The 19297-nt window shown below is 72.0% G+C and carries 18 protein-coding genes; 11 read left to right on the top strand and 7 right to left on the bottom strand.

The genetic code is table 11. From position 1 onward, the window contains the following. Nucleotides 1–41: 41 nt before the first annotated feature. The 8 genes from efp (at nucleotide 42) to JG616_RS09285 (ending at nucleotide 7855) form a co-directional block, all read left to right on the top strand. Nucleotides 42–608 carry an elongation factor P gene (gene efp, locus JG616_RS09315; protein ID WP_199361686.1) on the top strand — a complete coding sequence of 189 codons (567 nt, stop codon included), beginning with the start codon at nucleotides 42–44 and terminating at the stop codon, nucleotides 606–608. After that, nucleotides 608–1957: a TRZ/ATZ family hydrolase gene (locus JG616_RS09310; protein ID WP_199392416.1), complete on the top strand. Its 1350-nt coding sequence runs from the start codon at nucleotides 608–610 to the stop codon at nucleotides 1955–1957. Before efp ends, JG616_RS09310 begins: the two co-directional genes overlap by 1 nt. 34 nt (nucleotides 1958–1991) lie before the next feature. Next, entirely contained in the window at nucleotides 1992–2714 is a 723-nt protein-coding gene (gene ubiG / locus JG616_RS09305) for a bifunctional 2-polyprenyl-6-hydroxyphenol methylase/3-demethylubiquinol 3-O-methyltransferase UbiG (RefSeq protein ID WP_199392415.1), read from the top strand. After that, on the top strand, nucleotides 2711–3397 hold the full coding sequence (locus JG616_RS09300) for a phosphoglycolate phosphatase (RefSeq protein WP_199392414.1): 687 nt from the start codon (nucleotides 2711–2713) through the stop codon (nucleotides 3395–3397). Before ubiG ends, JG616_RS09300 begins: the two co-directional genes overlap by 4 nt. Then, nucleotides 3394–4083, top strand: a complete 690-nt coding sequence (locus JG616_RS13660; protein WP_235973074.1) for a phytoene/squalene synthase family protein — start codon at nucleotides 3394–3396, stop codon at nucleotides 4081–4083. Before JG616_RS09300 ends, JG616_RS13660 begins: the two co-directional genes overlap by 4 nt. 124 nt (nucleotides 4084–4207) lie before the next feature. After that, nucleotides 4208–5131: a GTP cyclohydrolase FolE2 gene (gene folE2 / locus JG616_RS09295; protein ID WP_234446482.1), complete on the top strand. Its 924-nt coding sequence runs from the start codon at nucleotides 4208–4210 to the stop codon at nucleotides 5129–5131. A gap of 97 nt (nucleotides 5132–5228) precedes the next feature. Further along, nucleotides 5229–6953 (top strand): diguanylate cyclase, encoded by a 1725-nt coding sequence (locus tag JG616_RS09290; protein WP_199392412.1) that lies wholly within the window; start codon nucleotides 5229–5231, stop codon nucleotides 6951–6953. 29 nt (nucleotides 6954–6982) lie between these two features. Continuing rightward, nucleotides 6983–7855: a hypothetical protein gene (locus JG616_RS09285; protein ID WP_199392411.1), complete on the top strand. Its 873-nt coding sequence runs from the start codon at nucleotides 6983–6985 to the stop codon at nucleotides 7853–7855. 32 nt (nucleotides 7856–7887) lie between these two features. Here the strand turns inward: JG616_RS09285 and JG616_RS09280 are convergent, their stop codons facing one another. From JG616_RS09280 to yidD, 3 genes are all read right to left on the bottom strand, one after another. Then, nucleotides 7888–8667, bottom strand: a complete 780-nt coding sequence (locus JG616_RS09280; protein WP_199392521.1) for a M23 family metallopeptidase — start codon at nucleotides 8665–8667, stop codon at nucleotides 7888–7890. Nucleotides 8668–8791: 124 nt separating this feature from the next. Next, complete coding sequence (locus JG616_RS09275) at nucleotides 8792–10138, bottom strand: dihydroorotase (RefSeq protein WP_199392410.1); 1347 nt, start codon at nucleotides 10136–10138, stop codon at nucleotides 8792–8794. Continuing rightward, nucleotides 10135–10371, bottom strand: a complete 237-nt coding sequence (gene yidD / locus JG616_RS09270) for a membrane protein insertion efficiency factor YidD (protein WP_207748985.1) — start codon at nucleotides 10369–10371, stop codon at nucleotides 10135–10137. Before yidD ends, JG616_RS09275 begins: the two co-directional genes overlap by 4 nt. A gap of 265 nt (nucleotides 10372–10636) precedes the next feature. Here yidD and dksA point away from each other — a divergent pair, with 265 nt between their 5' ends. Then, a complete protein-coding gene (gene dksA, locus JG616_RS09265; RefSeq protein ID WP_199392409.1) occupies nucleotides 10637–11665 on the top strand; it encodes an RNA polymerase-binding protein DksA in 1029 nt (342 codons plus the stop codon). A gap of 722 nt (nucleotides 11666–12387) precedes the next feature. Here dksA and JG616_RS09260 read toward each other — a convergent pair. The 4 genes from JG616_RS09260 to cysS all read right to left on the bottom strand — a co-directional run bounded on the left by JG616_RS09260 (nucleotide 12388) and on the right by cysS (nucleotide 17377). Further along, nucleotides 12388–14109 carry an AMP-binding protein gene (locus tag JG616_RS09260; RefSeq protein ID WP_235973073.1) on the bottom strand — a complete coding sequence of 574 codons (1722 nt, stop codon included), beginning with the start codon at nucleotides 14107–14109 and terminating at the stop codon, nucleotides 12388–12390. 84 nt (nucleotides 14110–14193) lie between these two features. Next, entirely contained in the window at nucleotides 14194–15408 is a 1215-nt protein-coding gene (locus JG616_RS09255; RefSeq protein WP_199392518.1) for an MFS transporter, read from the bottom strand. An 83-nt stretch (nucleotides 15409–15491) separates the two neighbouring features. After that, nucleotides 15492–15932 carry a SufE family protein gene (locus JG616_RS09250; protein WP_199361697.1) on the bottom strand — a complete coding sequence of 147 codons (441 nt, stop codon included), beginning with the start codon at nucleotides 15930–15932 and terminating at the stop codon, nucleotides 15492–15494. Between the two features lie 2 nt (nucleotides 15933–15934). Continuing rightward, nucleotides 15935–17377, bottom strand: coding sequence for a cysteine--tRNA ligase (gene cysS / locus JG616_RS09245; protein WP_199392408.1), 1443 nt, complete (start codon nucleotides 17375–17377; stop codon nucleotides 15935–15937). Nucleotides 17378–17479: 102 nt separating this feature from the next. Here cysS and JG616_RS09240 point away from each other — a divergent pair, with 102 nt between their 5' ends. Together JG616_RS09240 and JG616_RS09235 are read left to right on the top strand one after the other, a co-directional pair. Then, a complete protein-coding gene (locus JG616_RS09240; protein WP_235973072.1) occupies nucleotides 17480–17962 on the top strand; it encodes a hypothetical protein in 483 nt (160 codons plus the stop codon). 253 nt (nucleotides 17963–18215) lie between these two features. Then, a complete protein-coding gene (locus JG616_RS09235) occupies nucleotides 18216–19232 on the top strand; it encodes an N-acetylornithine carbamoyltransferase (protein ID WP_199361699.1) in 1017 nt (338 codons plus the stop codon). Nucleotides 19233–19297 lie beyond the last annotated feature (65 nt).

Below are 19297 nucleotides of genomic sequence, written 5' to 3'. Positions count from 1 at the left end.
CATTCTAGCCGCTCGCGCGGCCCCACCCAGCAGGAGCACGCATGGCCAGTTACGGCATGAACGACGTCAAGAACGGGATGAAGATCCTCATCAACGGCGAACCCGCCATCATCTCCGACACCGAGTACGTCAAGCCGGGCAAGGGCCAGGCGTTCACCCGCGTGAAGTACCGCATGATCAAGTCGGGCCGCGTGCAGGAAGTCACCATGAAGGCGACCGACTCGGTGGACGCCGCCGACGTGGTCGATACCGACATGCGCTACCTGTACGCCGACGGCGAGTACTGGCACTTCATGGACCCGGACAACTTCGAGCAGGTCCAGGCCGACAAGACCGGCATGGGCGGCGCGGAAAAGTGGCTGAAGGGCGAGGAAGACTGCGTGGTCACCCTGTGGAACGGCACGCCGATCCAGGTCACCCCGCCGAACTTCGTCGAACTCAAGATCAGCGAGACCGATCCGGGCGTGCGCGGCGACACCTCGGGCGGCGGCGGCAAGCCGGCCACGCTCGAAACCGGCGCGGTGGTGCGCGTGCCGCTGTTCGTCGGCCAGGACGAGGTGATCAAGGTGGACACCCGCTCCGGCGAGTACGTCAGCCGGGTCAAGTGATGGCGGTCGAGGCGGGCGCGCCCGAGGCCTGCGACCTGCTGGTCGAGGCCGGCCACGTGGTCCCGGTGGTGCCGCACGGCGTGGTGCTCGAAGACCACGCGGTGGCGGTGCGCGACGGCGTGATCGTCGCCGTGCTGCCGCGGGCCGAGGCGCGCGCGCGCTTCGCCGCGGCCGAAGTGGTGTCGCGTCCGGACGGCGTGCTGCTGCCGGGCTTCGTCAACGCGCACACCCACAACCCGATGACGCTGATGCGCGGCATCGCCGACGACCTGCCGCTCAAGGTCTGGCTGCAGCAGCACATCTGGCCGATCGAGGCCGCGGTGATGGCGCCGGACTTCGTCGCCGACGGCATCACGCTTGCGATCGCCGAAATGCTCCGCGGCGGCACCACCTGCTGCAACGAGAACTACTTCTTCCCCGACGTGCAGGCGGCCGTGTACAAGCGCCACGGCTTCCGCGCGCGTGTCGGGCTGCCGGTGATCGATTTCCCGACCGCCTGGGCCTCGGGCGACGACGAGTACTTCGACAAGGCCGGCACCGTCCACGACCAGTGGCGCGGCGATCCGCTGATCGCGATGGCCTTCGCGCCGCACGCGCCGTATACGGTCAACGACGCCAATTTCGCGCGCGTGCGCATGCTCGCCGACCAGCTCGACGTGCCGGTGCACCTGCACCTGCACGAGACCGCGCAGGAGGTCGAGCAGTCGCTGAAGGACCACGGCCAGCGTCCCCTGGCGCGCCTGGACCGCCTGGGCCTGGTCAACGACCGCCTGATCGCGGTGCACATGACCCAGCTGACCGACGCCGAGATCCATCTCTGCGCCGAGCGCGGCGTGAGCGTGGTGCACTGCCCGGAGTCCAACCTCAAGCTGGCTTCCGGTTTCTGCCCGGCCTGCGCGCTGGAGCGCGCCGGCGTGAACCTGGCCATCGGCACCGACGGCTGCGCCAGCAACAACGACCTCGACATGGTCGGCGAGACCCGCACCGCGGCGCTGCTGGCCAAGGCCGTGGGCCAGGATGCGGCCGGCTTCGACGCCTTCACCGCACTGCGCGCCGCGACCCTGGGCGGTGCGAAGGCGATCGGCTTCGACCACCTGGTCGGCTCGCTCGAGCCGGGCAAGCAGGCCGACATGGCCTGCATGGACCTTGGCGAGCTCGAGACCCAGCCGCTGCACCACGTCGTCTCGCAGATCGTCTATGCCGCCGGCCGCCACCAGGTGTCCGACGTCTGGATCGCCGGCGCGGCGAAGCTGCGCGGACGCGAGCTGGTCGACATGGATCCGGCGGCGCTGGTCGCCAACGCGCGCCAGTGGCGCACGCGCATGGCCGGCGTCCGCACCGGCGCCTGAAGCGCCGGTCATTCCCCACTCCCGAGCAGACGCCATGACCACCTCGCCGCACGGCAGCAACTTCCGCCAGTCCGAACTCGACAAGTTCGCCGAGCTGGCCAACCGCTGGTGGGACCCGGAGGGCCCGCAGAAGCCGCTGCACGCGCTCAACCCGGTGCGCCTCGACTACGTCGCCGCGCGGCGGCCGCTGGGCGGCGCGAAGGTGCTCGACGTCGGCTGCGGCGGCGGGCTGCTGAGCGAAGCCATGGCCCGCACCGGCGCCGACGTGACCGCCATCGACCTGGCCGACGACCTCGTCCGGGTGGGGCGCCTGCACGCGCTCGAGTCGGGCCTGAAGATCGACTACCGCGTGCAGGCGGTCGAGGCGCTGGCCGCAGAGGCGGCTGGGAGCTTCGACGTCGTGACCTGCATGGAGATGCTCGAGCACGTCCCGGATCCCGGGTCGATCATCCAGGCCTGCGCGACGCTGCTCAGGCCCGGCGGAAAACTGTTCGTGTCGACGCTCAACCGCACCCCGGCGGCGTTCGCGCTGGCGATCGTCGGCGCCGAGTACGTCGCGCGCCTGCTGCCGCGCGGAACGCATCAGTACCGCGATTTCATCCGCCCGTCCGAGCTCGCCGGCTGGCTGCGCGAGGCCGGACTGGAGCTGGACGACGTCGCCGGACTCGCCTACGAGCCCTGGGCCAACCGCGCGCGCCTGTCGTCGCGCACCGACGTCAACTACCTCGCCTCGGCCACGAAGCCGGACGCGTCGTGAGCGGCGAGGGCCGGCGCACGGGCGGGCGCTTCCCGCGCTGCGTGCTGTTCGACCTGGACGGCACGCTGCTGGACAGCGCGCCGGACATGGTCGCCACGGTCAACCGCATGCGCGCCGCGCGCGGCGTGTCGCCGATGCCGCTCGCCCAGCTGCGCCCGCACGTCTCGAAGGGTGCGCGGGCGATGAGCGCGGCGGCCTTCCCCGGGCTGGGCGGCGAGGTTCCGCCGGAGCTCATCCGCGAGTTCCTGGACGTGTACGCCGAAGAGCTCGGCCGCCACGGCGCCGCCTTCGACGGCATCGAGGCGATGCTGGCCGCGCTCGAGGCCGACGGCGCGCGCTGGGGCATCGTCACCAACAAGCCCGAATACCTCGCGCGTGGCCTGATGCCCGCGCTGGGCTGGGAATCGCGCAGCGGCGTGCTCATCGGCGGCGACACCCTGGCCGAACGCAAGCCGCACCCGCTGCCGCTGCTGCACGCGGCCGGGGCCATGGGCTTCGCGGTCGCCGACTGCGTCTATGTCGGCGACGACGAACGCGACATCCTGGCCGCGCGCGCCGCCGGCATGCGCTCGCTGGTGGCGCTCTGGGGCTACCGGCTGGAGCATGACGATCCGCGCGCATGGCAGGCCGACACGATGGTGGAGAGCCCGCAGGCGCTGCTGGAACCGGACGCCTGGCCGTGAGCACCGACGTCGACGTCCGCGACGGCGCCGCCAGCTTCGTCGCCAAGTGGCGCGCGCGCTGGCCGGAGTGGGAGCTGGGCATGGTCTTCGTGCCGGCTGCGCAGCGGCCCGTGGTCGAAGCCTGGTTCACGCTGCTGCAGGAGCTGACCGATGCCGCTTGGGGTGGCGCCGATCCGACGCCGGGACTGGCCAAGCTGGCCTGGTGGCAGGAGGAACTCGGCGGCTGGAGCAAGGGTGCCCGCCGCCATCCCCTGGGCGCGCTGCTGCAGCCGCGCAGCACGGTGCCGTGGCTGGCGCTGGGCCGCGCGCTGCCCGACCTGCGCGCGCTGCGCGGACGCGATGCCGATGCCACGGCGGAGCCGCATGGCGCAGGCGACGTGGTCGCGGGCGAAGCGTTCGCGGCCGCGGTGGCCGACTGCGAGGCCGCGCTGTTCGACGGACGCGCCGACGCCGACGCCCGCGCCGTCGTGCTGCGCGGCCTCCTGGACGAGCGCAGCCTGGTCCAGGCGACGCCGATGGAGGCGGTCGACGTGGCCGATCGCAACGCGGGCCGGGTCCGTCCCGGCACCCGCCCGCGCGGCATCGTCAGCGCCTTCATGTCGGCGCGCCGACGCGGCGCCGGCGCGGCGTTGCCGCCCGTGCGCGCGCTGCTGGCGGCGTGGCGCGGCGCGCGTTCGCCGCGCTGAACCAGCGGATCGCCGGGCCCTCCGCGCGGCCACGCCGCTGCGGCGTGCACGGCATGCAGCGTTGCGTGGGCCCGCATCGCCGCACGGTTACAATTGCAATCCATTCCCATTTGCAGGCCCTCGCGTGACTTCTTCCAACCAGCCTCCGGCGCTGCCCGACGTCGCCTACGATCGCGCCGCCGCCGCGCGCCCGCTCGACTGGGTCGGCATGCGCCGCATCGCGCTGCCGCTGTGCGTGGCGGGCGAGGGTGGGGAGCCGCAACGGGTGCCGGCATCGGCGGACATCGGCGTCGACCTGGCCAGCGCGGAGACCCGCGGCATCCACATGTCGCGGCTCTACCTGCTGGTGCAGGACGCGCTGTCGGCGCAGCCGCTGGCCGTGCCGGTCCTGCGCGACCTGCTGCGCGCGTGCATCGATTCGCAGTCCGGGCTCGCCACCACCGCGCGGCTGACCCTGCGCTGGGACCAGCTGCTCAGGCGCCGCGCCCTGGCCAGTGACAACGCCGGCTGGAAGGCCTATCCGGTGGAAATCGACGCGGTGCTGTCCCCGGCCGGCGCCGACATCGTGCTCGCCTTCGGCGTCGACTACTCCAGCACCTGCCCGGCCTCCGCCGCGCTGTCGCGACGCGCCAACGCCGACCGCTTCGAGGACGACTTCGGCGCCGACGACGCACCGTCCAAGGTCGAAGTGCGCGAGTGGCTGGCCTCCGGTCGCGGCCTGGCCGCGACCCCGCATGCCCAGCGCAGCCGCGCCGACGTGCGCGTGACCCTGCGCGACGACGTCGAGTGCCTGCCGCTGCTGCAGCTCGTCGATGCCATCGAGGCCGCGCTCGGCACCCCCGTGCAGACCGCGGTCAAGCGCGAGGACGAGCAGGCCTTCGCCCGCGCCAACGCCGACAACCTGATGTTCTGCGAGGACGCCGCCCGGCGCGTCGCCGCCGCCATCAGCGCCAGCCCGCACGTGGCCCGCTTCGACGCCACGGTCTCGCATTTCGAAAGCCTGCACGCGCACGACGCCGTGGCCAGGGTGACGGGCGTGGTGGCGTAGGCGCCGGAGCCGATCCGCCTGGGGCCGGGTCGATCCCCGGCGGGATCCGGGTGGTTTCCCGGCTGCCGGCGCGCAGGGGCTGGGATACGATTGCGCCATGGGGAATGGGGAACGCGGACGCCGGGGGCTCTGCTGCAGCGTCTGGCTGCTGCTCCTGCTGCTGTGCGCGCTGCCACCGTTCGCCATGGCCGCGAAGACGGTGCCCGCCCAGCCGCTCCTCGTGCTGCAGGAACTGCGGCAGGCCAACGGCGCGGCGCTCGATATCGAAGCCCTGCGTTCCGGTCGCCTGGATGGCGCACTGGCGCGGCTTGACGCGCCGCTCCTGCGCGCGCGCCAGGGGGAGGTCGGCTGGTGGCGGGTGACCGCGCCGGCGCCGATTCCGGCGGGCGACCGGCCACAGCTGGTGCTGCGCTCACCCTTCGTCAACCGCGTGCAGGCCTGGGTGCCGGGCCGCGACGCGCCGGTGGAGCTGTCGATCTACGGCGCACACGCCGATCCGAGCCACGCGCCGCGTGCCCTGGTCGTGGACCTGCCGGAAGGCCTGCCGGCAGGGTCGGCGGTGTGGCTGCGGGTGGAGGCTCGCTCCAGCCTGCCGATGCAGGTGGCGGTCGAGCCGCTCGCCACGGTGCAGCGCGACGACCTCGCCTACACCACGTGGCGGACCCTGGTGCTGTCGGTCATCGCCCTGCTCGCGGTCCTGGCCTTCGTGTTCCGTGCCGGGACGGGCGAGTCGAGCTTCGCCTGGTTCGGCGGGATGCTGTGCTTCGCGGTGTTCTACCTGGTGTCCGTGGGCGGAGACGCGCGGCTGCTGCCCGGGGCCGAGCAGCTGTTCTCGACGACGCGGGCGCACATGGTGGTGGGCGGCTTCGGCGTGGTCTGCAGCAACCTGTTCCAGCGCAGCTACCTCGACCTCCCGGGCAAGCTGCCCGGCGTCGACCGCCTGCTGTGGATCGGGACCGCGCTGTCCGCGTCCTGCGGCATCGGGGCGATCCTCGCGCTGGCGCCGTGGCAGTCGCTCGCGGGCAATGCAGGCCTGGTGCTGTCGGCGGCCCTGCTGCTGGTGGGAAGCACGACGCTCGCGCTGCGCGGCGACCGTTCCGGACGCGTGGTGATGGTGTCCTGGCTGCCGCTGATGGTGTTCACCACCCTGGTGGCGACCGGGCTGATGGAGCTGTGGTCGGCACCGCCCTGGCTGGCGCAGGGGCTCGCCGGCAGCTTCGCGCTGGCCAGCCTGTTGCTGGCGATCGGCCTGGCGGACAAGCTGCTCGAGCTGCGCCGCGACCGTGACCAGGCCAGCGCCCTGGCCGTCGCCGACAAGCTCACCGGCCTGCTCAACCGCGCCGGCATCGAAGCCGAGCTGCGCCGCGCCCTGCAGGCCGACCAGGCGGGCGGCATGTGCATCGCCTTCGTCGACCTCGACAACTTCAAGCCGGTCAACGACGAACATGGCCACGGCGTCGGCGACCAGTGCCTGCGCGTCGTCTCGCAGCGCGTGCGCAACCAGCTGCGCGGCGGCGACCTCATCGGGCGCTATGGCGGCGACGAGTTCCTGGTGGTGCTGCCGGCGACGCCGCTGGCCGACGCGCTCGCGGTGGCCGAGCGCATGCGGGTCTCGGTCAACGGCCGCCCGCTGACGATCGAGCACCACCGGCTGCGCGCGAGCCTGAGCATCGGCGTGGCCGAGTCGCGGCCGGGCGACAGCGTGGAGGCCCTGGTCGAACGCGCCGATGCCGCGCTGTACGCGAGCAAGCAGGCCGGGCGGAACCGGGTGTCGAGCGCCGGGGCCGCGGAGCGCGCGGAGCTGGCGGTCGCGGGCGCATGAACATCGGACTCGGACACAACGGACACGCAATGGACACGATCGGCATCGAGGCGCTGGAAGCGGGCGACATCCTGCTGATGATGGGCGAGGGACCCCTGTCGGACCTGATCGCCTGGGCGAGCGACGGCGTCTACAGCCATGCGGGCATCGTCGTGGAAGGCGGCGAGCTGGTCGAGGCTTCGCTCGGCGGCGTACGGCGCTATCCGCTGGCGCGGCGCGCGGTCGAATTCGAGCACTTCCACTTCATCGACGCTTGGCGGCCGCAGGATGGCAGCGGCGCGTTCGCGGCAGCCGACCGCGCGCTGGTCTGCGCGCACGCCGGCGACCTGCTGGGCGCGCCGTACCCGGTCGACCAGCTGGCGCTGTTCGGCGCGGTCATGGCGGTGCGCGGCAAGTGGCCGGTACATCCGCTGGCGAGGCGCCTTGTCCGCATCGCCCTCGATCGGGCGTTGCCCTCCGAGTCGCCGGGGATGGTCTGCAGCGAAGTCGTCTACCGCGCCTGGGCCGAGTGCGGGGCCCAGCCGCGCGGCCGCATGGCCCCGCCGATCGTCGAAGGCAGGCGCGGCACCGCGCCGTTCCCGGCCATCGACTGGAAGCGCCTGGCCGAGGAAATCGGCCCGGTGCTGTTTCCGAAGGCGCCGGCCGGACTGCGTAGCGCCGGCCAGGCCGATGCCGCATTGCTCCTGCGTGACGTGGTGGATCCCTCCGACGCCGCGCTCGAGGATGCCCGCGAGCAGGTCCTCGCGCGCCTCGCCGGGCCGGGTTCTCTGCGCGCCGCCAGCGCCGGCGCTGGCGCAGGGCTGGACCACCGCCCGAACCCGCGCCTGGTCTCACCCCAGGACCTGGCCAATTCGCCGGCGACGCGGCTGCTCGGCCGCGTCATGCACCGCGCCGCGGGCTGACGCCGGCGTTCCGGCGCAACCAACGCTCCGGCCTACCGCCGCTCCAGCACCAGCAGCGGATCCACGCGGACGTCGAACCAGTTCATGCCCCAGTGCAGGTGGGGCCCGGTCGCGCGGCCGGTGGCGCCGACGGCGGCGAAGGCCTGCCCCTGCTCGACGCGCTCGCCTTCGGCGACGTCGATGCGCGAGAGGTGGAGGAAGTTCGAGCTGACGCCGTGGCCATGGTCGATCACCACCGTGCCGCCGGTGAGATAGAGCCCGGGGTCGGCGAAGGTGACGATGCCTGCAGCCGGCGCCTGGACCGGCGTCCCGGTCGGGGCCGCGATGTCCATTCCGGAGTGGCCGGCGCCCGGCTTGCCGTTGTAGATCCGGCCGCTGCCGAAGCGGCCGCTGATGCGGCCTTCGACCGGACGGATGAAGGGCCTGGCGAAATCGGCGCGGTCGTCGTCGCGGGTGCGCGCGGCGGTGACGCGGGCCTGCTCGCGGCGGATGCGCTCGGCGATGGCCGGCGGCGGATCGACGGTCTTCGGCGGCACGCCGTTGACGCGCTCCATCGGCCAGTCGCGCGGATCGACCTCGATCCGGGCCGCGGTGCGGCTGCCGTCCGGCCGGATCACCTGCACCTCCAGCGGGCCGCTGGCATCGCGGCCGACGCCGAAGACCACGGTGCCGTAGCCGGTGCTGCGCAGAACGCGACCGGCGTGCTCGACGCGGCTGCCCGCGGGCACCTTGCCCAGCACCAGGGCACCCTGCTGCACGCGCTCCGGGAACACCACGCGTGCGTCCGCGGCGGCGGCGTCGACCGACGCCATCGCGGGGACGGCCTGCGCGATCGCCAGTGCCCAGGGCAGGGCGGACAGCAGGCCCACGAGGACCACGCCTGCCGCGGTCACCGTGCGTAGTCCGGTGCCGGAACCACGCCGTTCGCGCAGCGCCTCATCGCGCGAACTCCAGGCGGCGCCCTGCCGCGTCGCCGCTGATCCGCGCGCCATCCCAGGCCAGCGCGCCGTTGACCCAGGTGGACGCGATTCGCGAGCGGAAGGTCGTGCCCTCGAACGGCGACCAGCCACACTTCGACAGCACGTCTTCGCGCCTCACCGTGAACGGGGTGTCCTCCACCAGCACCAGGTCGGCCCAGTAGCCCTCGCGCAGGAAGCCGCGCTCCTTCACGTCGAACAGCTGCGCCGGCGCATGGGCGAACTTCTGCACCACGCGCGCGGCGTCGAAGTGGCCCTCGTGCACGCACTCCAGCGCCGCCACCAGGGCGTATTGCACCAGGGGCAGGCCGCTGGGCGCGCGCGTGTACGGCGCCTGCTTCTCCTCCCAGGTGTGCGGGGCGTGGTCGGTCGCCAGCACGTCGATGACGTCGTCGGCGAGCGCGTGCAGCAGGGCGGCGCGGTCGCTCGCCTCCTTGATCGCCGGGTTGCACTTGATCTGGTGTCCCAGGCGCGCGTAGTCGGCGCGGTCGAAGCGCAGGAAGTGGATGCAGGTCTCGGCGGTGATCCGCTTGCGCAGCCGGCCGTCGGCATCGACCAGCGGCCCGGCCTCGAATAGCGCCAGCTCGTCGGCGGTGGAGATGTGCAGCACGTGCAGGCGGGTGTCGTGGCGGCGCGCCAGCTTCAGCGCCAGGCGCGTGGACTTGATGCAGGCCTCGCGCGAGCGGATGTCGGGGTGCAGCGCGGCGGGGATGTCGTCGCCGTACTGCGCGCGAGCGGCCGACAGCGCCGCGTCGATCATCGGCGTGTCTTCGCAGTGGGTGATGATCGGGACCGGCGTCTCGCGGAAGATCGCGTCGAGCGTCTGCGGATCGTCGACCAGCATGTTGCCGGTGGACGCGCCCATGAACACCTTCAGCCCCGGGGTCGCGCGCGGATCGATGGCACGCACGGCGGCGAGGTTGTCGTTGCTGGCGCCCATGTAGAAGCCGTGGTTGGCGCGCGCGCGGCCGGCGGCGCGCGCGTACTTGTGCTCCAGCGCCGCGGCGTCGAGCGTGGGCGGGCTGGTGTTGGGCATGTCCATGAAGCTGGTCAGGCCGCCGGCCACGGCCGCGGCGGATTCCGTCGCCATGTCGGCCTTGTATTCCATGCCCGGTTCGCGGAAGTGCACCTGATCGTCGATCATCCCCGGCAGCAGGCGGCGGCCGTCGGCGTCGACCACCGTCTCGCCCGCACGCGGCGCAAGGCTGCCGATGGCATCGATGCGGCCGCCGCGCATGCGCAGGTCGGCGTCGAACTCGCGGCCCTCGTTCACCAGGCGCGCGTTGAGGATGAGGGTGTCGGTCATCGTGGGGGTCCGTGGTCGCGGGGCGGCGGGGGATCGAAGCCGCCTGGATGGAGGGGATGGCAGCGCCCGACGCGCTTCACGGCCAGCCAGCTGCCGCGCACGGCGCCGTGCAGCGAGATCGCCTGCATGGCGTATTCCGAGCAGCTGGGGACGAACCGGCAGCGTGGGCCGAGCAGCGGGCTGAGCCAGCGCTTGTAGCCGCGGAGCAGGGCGATGAGCAGGCGATCGATCAAGATGCGTCGGCAAAAGGTCGGGTGTGCGGCGCGCCGCGGTTGCCGCTGCAGCCGGGGCAGGGTATAACAGCCCGCTTTCCCGTCCAAGCGTCGGGAGTGTGGCGCCGGCCACTTGCGCGCCCCCCGGGGCGCTCCCGGTGGCCGGACACGTCAATCGTCGCCGCAATGCGGCCACGTCGGTGAATGCCCCGCTCCCGCTGCAAGGCCGGCGGCCGGCCGCCAACCAGCGGGCCGGCGCCCACTCGTCCCAGAAGGATCGCCGAACGTGGCAGTGAAGAAGACCGTCAAGAAGGCCGCCAAGGCCGCCAAGCCCGCAGCGAAGAAGGCCACGAAGGCCGCCGTCAAGAAGGCCGTCGCCAGGAAGGCCGTCGCGAAGCAGGCCCCCGCGAAGCAGGCCGTGGCCAAGGCGCCGGCCAAGGCTCCCGCGAAGAAGGCCGCCGCGGGCCCGGTCGCGAAGAAGGCGGCCCAGGCCAAGCCGGCGGTGAAGAAGACGCCCGTGAAGACCGCTGCGAAGAAGGCCGCGCCCGCGAAGAAGGCGCCTGCCAGCCCGGCTCCGGTGGCGAAGAAGTCCGCCGTGGCGAAGGCACCTGCGCCCAGGCCGGCGGCCAAGCCGGCCGCCAAGGCCGTGCCGGCGGCGCCGATGAAGAAGGCGGTCGCCAAGGCCGCGCCCGCCGCGGCGCCGGCCAAGGCTCCCGCCGCCGCGCGCAAGGCCACCGCCAAGCCCTCGACCAAGGTCGCCCCGGTGGCGGCTCCCGCTCCCCGCCAGGCGCCCGCGCGCCGCGGCGCCAAGGTGGCCAAGGCCGTGACCACGCGCCAGCCGCAGGCGCCGGCACCCAAACCGCGCTACAAGGTCGTTGCCTACAAGACCGACGAGGCCACCGGTCGTCCGATCCCGCCCGAGGGCTACAAGCCCGGCGCCGACGAGGAGTACATGAGCCCGCTGCAGCTCGAGTACTTCCGCCAGCGCCTGATGGACTGGCGCGCGGACCTGGTCGAGGAATCGAAGCAGACCATCGAGAACCTCAAGGACGAAGTGCGCGACGTCGGCGACGACGCCGAGCGCGCCACCCGCGAGACCGAGAACTCGCTCGAGCTGCGCACCCGTGACCGCTACCGCAAGCTGATCGGCAAGATCGACAGCACGCTGAAGCGCGTCGACTCGGGCGAATACGGTTTCAGCGTCGATTCCGGCGAAGAGATCGGCCTGGACCGCCTCGAGGCCCGTCTCACCGCCGAGCGCACCATCGACGAGCAGGAGCGCTGGGAGCACCTGCAGAAGCAGATCGGCGACTGAGCCTGGATCCGCACCGCGTCAGCAGAAAGCCCGGCATCGCCGGGCTTTTTTTTGCTTCTGCTTCCACGTGAGGGAGGCGCCGTGGTGGCGCGCCGCGGCGCTTTGACGCATGGCCTGCTGCCGCTCATGTCCCCCGGCACCGGCCCAAGGGGCCGGCGCCTCCTCCTTGACTTCCCGTCAGCAGGCCACGCGCCAAAGCGGTGCAGGCCGCGGGCGACCGGAGCGAGAGCAGGAGCAGAGCAGAAGCAGGAGCAAGAGCAAGCACGAGCACAACCACGAAAAGCACGAGCCGGGCCGGCGCGGGGACCGGCGTTACGTCCTGCTTCAAGGGGCCAAACCGATCCGGACTGCGGTGACGGGAAGTCAAGGTGGAGGCTCCGCCCGCAAGCCGGAGACGGGGGCATGAGCGACAGCAGACATGGCACCGCAGTCGTGAAGGGTGTCGGCTGCCTGGGCCGTGCACCGCGCCGGGGCACCGCCGCGCGTGGCCTTTGCTTTCCGGCGGCGCGCCGACGGCCTCGCACCGCTGCGGCGCGTGGCCTGCTGACGGGAAGTCAAGGAGGAGATGCCGGCCCTTAGGGCCGGCATCGGGGGACATGAGCGGCAGCAGGCCATGCGTCGAAGCGCCGAGGCGTCAGCAGGCCATGCATCGAAGCGCCGCGAGAGCCCCACCAGCGTCTTTCCCCAAAATGCGAAAGCTCTTTCCTGCTTCCAGCGCAGGATCAGCCGCCCAGGCGCTTCGCCATCTCCGCCGCCATCAGATGTTTCTGGACCTTGCCGGAGACCGTCATCGGATAGCCGCCGACGAATTCCACGTAGCGGGGGATCTTGTAGTGGGCGATGCGGCCCCGGCAGAAGTCGCGAATAGCGCCGGCGTCGGGCGTGGCGCCCTCGACCAGGCGGATCCAGGCGCAGACCTCCTCGCCGAACTTCGGATCGGGCACGCCGAACACCTGCACGTCGACGACGTCGGGATGCGTGTGCAGGAATTCCTCGATCTCGCGCGGGTAGATGTTCTCGCCGCCGCGGATCAGCATGTCCTTCAGCCGGCCGACGATGCGGCACCAGCCGTCGTCGTCGATCGTGGCCAGGTCGCCGGTGTGCATCCAGCCCTCGGCATCGATCGCCGCGGCGGTGCGCGCGGCGTCGCCCCAGTAGCCCTGCATCACCGAATAGCCGCGGGTGTGCAGCTCGCCGATGGTGCCGCGGGGCACGGTGTTGCCGTCCTCGTCGGCGATCCGCACCTCGACGTGCGGATGGATGCGGCCGACCGAGTCGAGGCGCCGCTCGACGGGGTCGTCCACCGTGGTCTGGAAGCTCACCGGGCTGGTCTCGGTCATGCCGTAGCAGATCGTCACCTCGGACATGTGCATCCGCTCCATGACCCGGCGCATCAGTTCGACCGGGCAGTTCGATCCGGCCATGATCCCGGTGCGCAGGCTGGACAGGTCGAAGTCAGCGAAGCGCGGATGGTCGAGCATCGCGATGAACATGGTCGGCACGCCGTGCAGGCCGGTGCAGCGCTCGTCCTCGACCGCCTGCAGGGTCGCGATCGCGTCGAAGCCCTCGGCCGGATGCACCATGCAGCTGCCGTGGGTCACGCAGGCGAGGTTGCCCAGCACCATGCCGAAGCAGTGGTAGAAGGGCACCGGGATGCACAGGCGGTCGCGCTCGGTCAGGCGCATGCGCTCGCCGATGAAGAAGCCGTTGTTGACGATGTTGTGGTGGGTGAGCGTGGCGCCCTTGGGCGCGCCGGTGGTGCCCGAGGTGAACTGGATGGTGACCGGATCGTGGGGATCGAGCGCGTCCTGCAGCGCTGCGACGCGCGCGTGCGCGGCCGGATCGCCGCAGGCGGCGATGGCATCGAAGCGCCAGGCGCCGGCCGCTTCGCCCTCGTCTCCCATCAGCAGCACGTGGTGCAGCTCGGGCAGTCGCGCGGCCTGCAGCTGTCCGGGCGCGGACGCGTCCAGCTCGGGCGCCAGCTCGCGCAGCATGCCGAGGTAGTCCGAGGACTTGAACGCCGGCGGCAGCACCAGCGCCCGGCAGCCGACCTGGGTCAGTGCGTACTCGAGCTCGTGCGTGCGGTAGGCGGGATTGATGTTGACCAGCACCAGGCCGGCGCGCGCGCTGGCGAACTGCAGCAGCACCCACTCCACGCGGTTGAGCGACCAGATGCCGATGCGCTCGCCACGCGCCAGGCCCAGCGCCAGCAGGCCGGCGGCAAGCCGGCTCACGCGTGCGTCGAACTCGCGCCAGGACCAGCGCACGCCCTGCGGCGGCACCACCAGCGCGTCGCGGTCGGGCCAGGTGGCGGCGATGCGGGCGAGCATCGCGCCGACGGTCTCGTGCAGCAGCGGTTGCGAGGTGTCTCCCCGGACGTGGCTGGGGGTGGGCGTGTGCAGGGTGGCCATGGCGGGGCGGAGCGGCGAGGGGGATTCGAGCATACGGCGGGCGCCGCGCCCGGGTGTACGCGACCATGGGCGCAGGCGCGAACGCTGTGTTGCGCCGCAGCGGCCGCCATGCCGCCCTCAGTGCAGCTCGCGCAGGTCCAGCCGCCGCAGCTTCGGTGCGCGCCACGCGGTGACCGCGGCCACGGTCATGGTCACGCAGCCGCCCAGCACGACCGCGGGCACCAGGCCCAGCAGCCGCGCCATCGAGCCGGCGTAGAACGCGCCAAGCTCGTTCGACGAACCCACGAACAGTCCGTTGATCGAGGACACCCGGCCGCGCATGGTGTCGGGCGTCGACAGCTGCAGGATGGTCGAGCGCAGCACCACCGAGACCCCGTCGCACATCCCCGATAGCAGCAGGAAGAAGGCCGAGAGCCAGAACGAGGTCGACAGCCCGAAGCCGATGATGCACAGCCCGAAGCCGGCCACGGCCATCAGCAGGATGCGCCCTGCATGACGCGTCGCCGGCCTGCGCGCCAGCCAGACGCCCATCGCCACCGCACCCAGCGCCGGCGCGCTGCGCAGGATGCCCAGGCCCTCGGGGCCGTAATCGAGGATCTCGCGGATGACGGCCGGGGCCAGCGAAATCGCACCGCCGAACAGCACCGCGAACATGTCCAGCGCGAGCGCGGCCAGCAGCAGCTGGTGCGAGAAGACGAAGCGCGCGCCTTCGGCGATGCTGGCGAAGATCGGCGCGCCCTGCAGGGTGATCGCGGGCTCCGTGACCTGCAACCGGCGCACCGCGAACGCCGCCGCCAGGGCGAAGCCCGCGGCCAGCGCGTAGGACACCCACATGCCCGCCGCGCCCACGATCACCCCGCCGACGGCCGGTCCCAGCACCATCGCCGACTGGAACACGATGCTGCCCAGGCTGGCCCCGCGCGCGAACTGCGGCCGTGGCAGCACGCGCGCGAACAGCGCGTTGTAGACCGGACCCAGGAAGGCCCGGACCGCTCCGGTCAGCACCAGCGCGGCATAGATCCAGGCCACGTCCACCGTGCCCAGGACGCCGGAGGCGATCAGCGCGAGCGCGATCGGCGTCAACGCCAGGCCGATGCAGGCGTACATGCCGAGCCGGCGCCGCGGCAGGTGGTCGACGAGGTAGCCGGCGAACGGCGCCACGCAGAAATAGGGGACCAGTTCGGCCAGGCCGATGAGCCCCAGCATCCAGGGATTGCGGGTGAGCTCGTAGACCTGCCAGCCGACCGTCACCGCGACCATCTGGTAGGACAGGATCGTGCAGATCCGGTAGGCCATCAGGCCGCGGAACGCGCGGTTGCGCAGCGGGGCCATGCGGCTGTCGTCCACGCCGACCGGTGCCGGCGGCGCGGTGGCCGGGCCCGGCGGCGGCGCGTCCCCGCCGGACCCCGCCGTGCTCACGCCAGGGCGCGCTGCGCGGCGTCGCGGATGAAGGCCAGGAGCGAGGCGAGGCCGTTGCTGCGCGTCGGCGAAAGATGCTTGGCCAGGCCGATGTCGGCGATGTACGAGGGGTCGTTGGCGAGGATCTCGCGCGCGCTGCGGCCCGAGTAGACGCGCAGGGCGAGGTAGACCAGGCCGGAGACGATCGCCGAGTCGCTCGCGGCGGCGAAGTCCATGCGCCCGGCGTCACCCGAGGGCACGATCCAGACCATGGACTGGCAGCCGTGCAGGCGATGGGCCTCGGTGCGGAACTCATCGGGGAAGTCCGGCAGCTTGCGGCCGAGGTCGATCAGGTACTGGTAGCGCTCGGACCAGTCGCTGAAGAAGGCGAACTCGTCGCGGATCGCGGCCTGGGCCTCGGCGGCGCTGCTTTCAAGCGGGAAGTGGGATGTGGACATGCTCAGCCCCGCTTCCAGCGCGCGCCCTGGGGCGTGTCTTCGAGGAGGATCCCCTCCGCGGCCAGCTGGGCGCGGATCGCGTCGGCGCGGGCGAAGTCGCGCGCCTGCTTGGCGGCCGCGCGCTCGTCGACCAGGATCTGGATCCGGGCGTCGTCGTCGCCGGAGGCGCCGCGGCCGAACCAGGCGGCCGGCGACTGCTGCAGCAGCCCGAGGACGCGGCCGCCCGCGCGAAGGCTGGCTGCCAGCGTTGCCAGCGCAAGCAGCGGGCCGTCGCCGGAGGCTTCGCCGTTGGCCAGCGCATTGCGCAGCACGCGCGCGCTGCCGGCGATCGCCGCGAGCTCGGCCAGCGCCTGCGGCGTGTTGAGGTCGTCGCACAGGGCGGCTTCGATCGCGTCCGGGATCGCGACGTCCGCGGCCAGGGTATTTCCGCCCTCGGCGGCCTCGTGTCGTGCCAGCAGCGCGTCGGCATCGCGCAGCGTGCCGTACAGCCGGTCCAGGGTGCGCACGCTCTGTTCGACCAGCGCGTCGGACCAGTCCAGCGGCTGGCGGTAATGGGCCGACATCAGCGCATGGCGCAGCGCCTCGGGCGGATGCTGGCGCACCAGGTCGTGGACCTTCTCGATGTTGCCCAGCGACTTCGACATCTTCGCGCCGCCGAAGTTGAGCATGCCGTTGTGCAGCCAGAAGCGCGCGAAGGGCGCACCGCCATGGGCGCATTCGCTCTGCGCGATCTCGTTCTCGTGGTGCGGGAACTGCAGGTCGACGCCGCCGGCGTGGATGTCGATGGTCTCGCCGAGGTGCGCGGCCGCCATCGCCGAGCACTCGATGTGCCAGCCCGGGCGGCCGCGGCCCCAGGGCGAATCCCAGCCGGGCAGGTCGCCGCTGGACGGCTTCCACAGCACGAAGTCGCCCGGATCGCGCTTGTACGGCGCCACGTCGACCCGCGCGCCGGCCAGCATGTCCTCCAGCTCGCGGCGCGACAGTTTGCCGTAGCCGTCGAAGCTCGCGACCGAGAACAGCACATGGCCCTCGGCGGCGTAGGCGTTGCCGGCGTCGATGAGCCGCTCGATCATCGCGATGATCTCGGCGATGTGGCCGGTGGCCTCGGGCTCGATGTCCGGCGGGGCCACGCCGAGCGCGGCCATGTCCTCGCGGTAGGCGGCGGCGAAGCGGTCGGTGATCGTCGAGATCGGCACGCCCTGTTCGGCCGCGGCGGCGTTGATCTTGTCGTCGACGTCGGTGATGTTGCGGGCGTAGGCCAGCGTGCCGAACCGGCGCCGCAGCAGGCCGGCCAGCACGTCGAACACCACCGGGCCGCGCGCGTTGCCGATGTGCACGTAGTTGTAGACCGTGGGGCCACAGACATACATCGTCGTGCGCGCGGGATCACGGGGCTGGAAGTCCTCCACCCGGCGGGTGAGGCTGTTGAAGAGTCTCAGGGTCATGCCTTGGGGCCGCTGGGCAGGCCGCCGATTCTACCGGCGGGGGACCGTGACAGCCACGATTCAGCCCGCTGCGGCGGCCACCGCCTACACTGCGGCATCGACATGCACTCCTTCCTGCCCGCAAAGCGGTGGCTGCCGCTGCTCATGGCCCCGCTGCTGGCGGCGGCGCCTGCGTGGGCCCAGCACACGGTGATCCAGGCCGAGAACGTGCGCTACGAGTACGCGCAGGTGCTGCGCGCCGAGCCGGTGTACCAGACCCTGCGGGCCACCGGCATGGTCGAGCGCTGCGAGCAGTCGAGCATGGTGTCGCCGGACGAGGGCGAGGAGCGGCGCGGCCTCTCGCGCGTGGTGGGCGCGGTGCGCGACGTGCTGACGCCGAGCCGCCGCGAGCCCGGCACGGACGAGGGCGACGCGGACTGCAGGATGGTGCCGGTGGAGCGCGAGTTCCGGCGGCCGATCGCCTATGACGTCGATTACGTGGTGCGCGGCGTGAAGTACCGCTCGCGCCTGCCTGCGGACCCGGGCAACCGCCTCCGGGTCAAGGTGGCGGTGACGCCGGTGGTGCCGAGCGGCGCCCAGGACTGAGCGGGGCGGAATGGACGGACGGGGCCGTGCTTGCGGGTCCGCGCGCCGCGTGGGAAGATTGCCGCGATGCAACACGCCTGCGCCTCCGTCCATGGTCTGCTGACCTCCGCCTACATGGCGGCGGGCATGACCTCGCGCGCGCGCCGACCGGAAGCCCACATTTCCCTGGGTTAGGACCGGACAACGCCTGTTTTCCGTCTTTGAAGCCCGGCCCAAGCCGGGTTTTTTCGTTTTCGATTCCATGGACTCCGCCATGACCACCGCCCCGCAGCACTTCCTCAATACCCAGGACTGGACCCGCGCCCAGCTCGACGCCGTGCTCGCCGAGGCCGCGCGCCTGAAGCGCGCGCCCACCGGCGACGCGCTGAAGGGCAAGTCGATCGCCCTGGTGTTCTTCAATCCTTCCATGCGCACCCGCACCAGCTTCGAGCTGGGCGCGTTCCAGCTCGGCGCGCATGCGGTGGTGCTGCAGCCGGGCAAGGACGCCTGGCCGATCGAGTTCGAGCTGGGCACGGTGATGGACGGCGAGGCCGAGGAGCACATCGCCGAAGTGGCACGGGTGCTCAGCCAGTACGTCGACCTGATCGGCGTGCGCGCGTTTCCGAAGTTCGTCGACTGGTCAGTGGACCGGGAGGACCGGGTGCTGGCGGGCTTCGCGAAGTACGCCACCGTGCCGGTGATCAACATGGAGACCATCACCCATCCCTGCCAGGAGCTGGCGCACGCGCTGGCGCTGCAGGAGCACTTCGGCACCAGCGACCTGCGCGGCAAGAAGTACGTGTTGACCTGGACCTACCATCCGAAGCCGCTCAACACCGCGGTCGCCAATTCCGCGCTGACCATCGCCACCCGCATGGGCATGGACGTGACCCTGCTGTGCCCGACCCCCGAGTACGTGCTCGACGAGCGCTACATGGGCTGGGCGAAGGCCAACGTCGCCGAAAGTGGTGGCTCGCTGGCGGTCAGCCACGACATCGAGGACGCGTATGCCGGTGCCGACGTGGTCTATGCCAAGAGCTGGGGCGCGCTGCCGTACTTCGGCAACTGGGGCCCCGAGAAGCCGATCCGCGAGGGGTTCAAGCACTTCATTGTCGACGAGGCCAAGATGGCGCTGACCAATGGCGGCGTCTTCAGCCACTGCCTGCCGCTGCGCCGCAACGTCAAGGCCACCGACGCGGTGATGGATTCGCCGCGCTGCATCGCCGTGCAGGAAGCCGGCAACCGCCTGCACGTGCAGAAGGCGGTGATGAAGGCGCTGGCCGGGCGCTGAAGCCTGCCGATACGTCACAACCCTTTCCTGTAGGAGCGGCTACAGCCGCGATCCGGCGACAACGA

It is taken from the genome of Luteimonas sp. MC1895 (assembly GCF_016457215.1).
Classification (GTDB): domain Bacteria; phylum Pseudomonadota; class Gammaproteobacteria; order Xanthomonadales; family Xanthomonadaceae; genus Luteimonas.
This window is presented reverse-complemented; position numbering and strand designations above follow the sequence as displayed.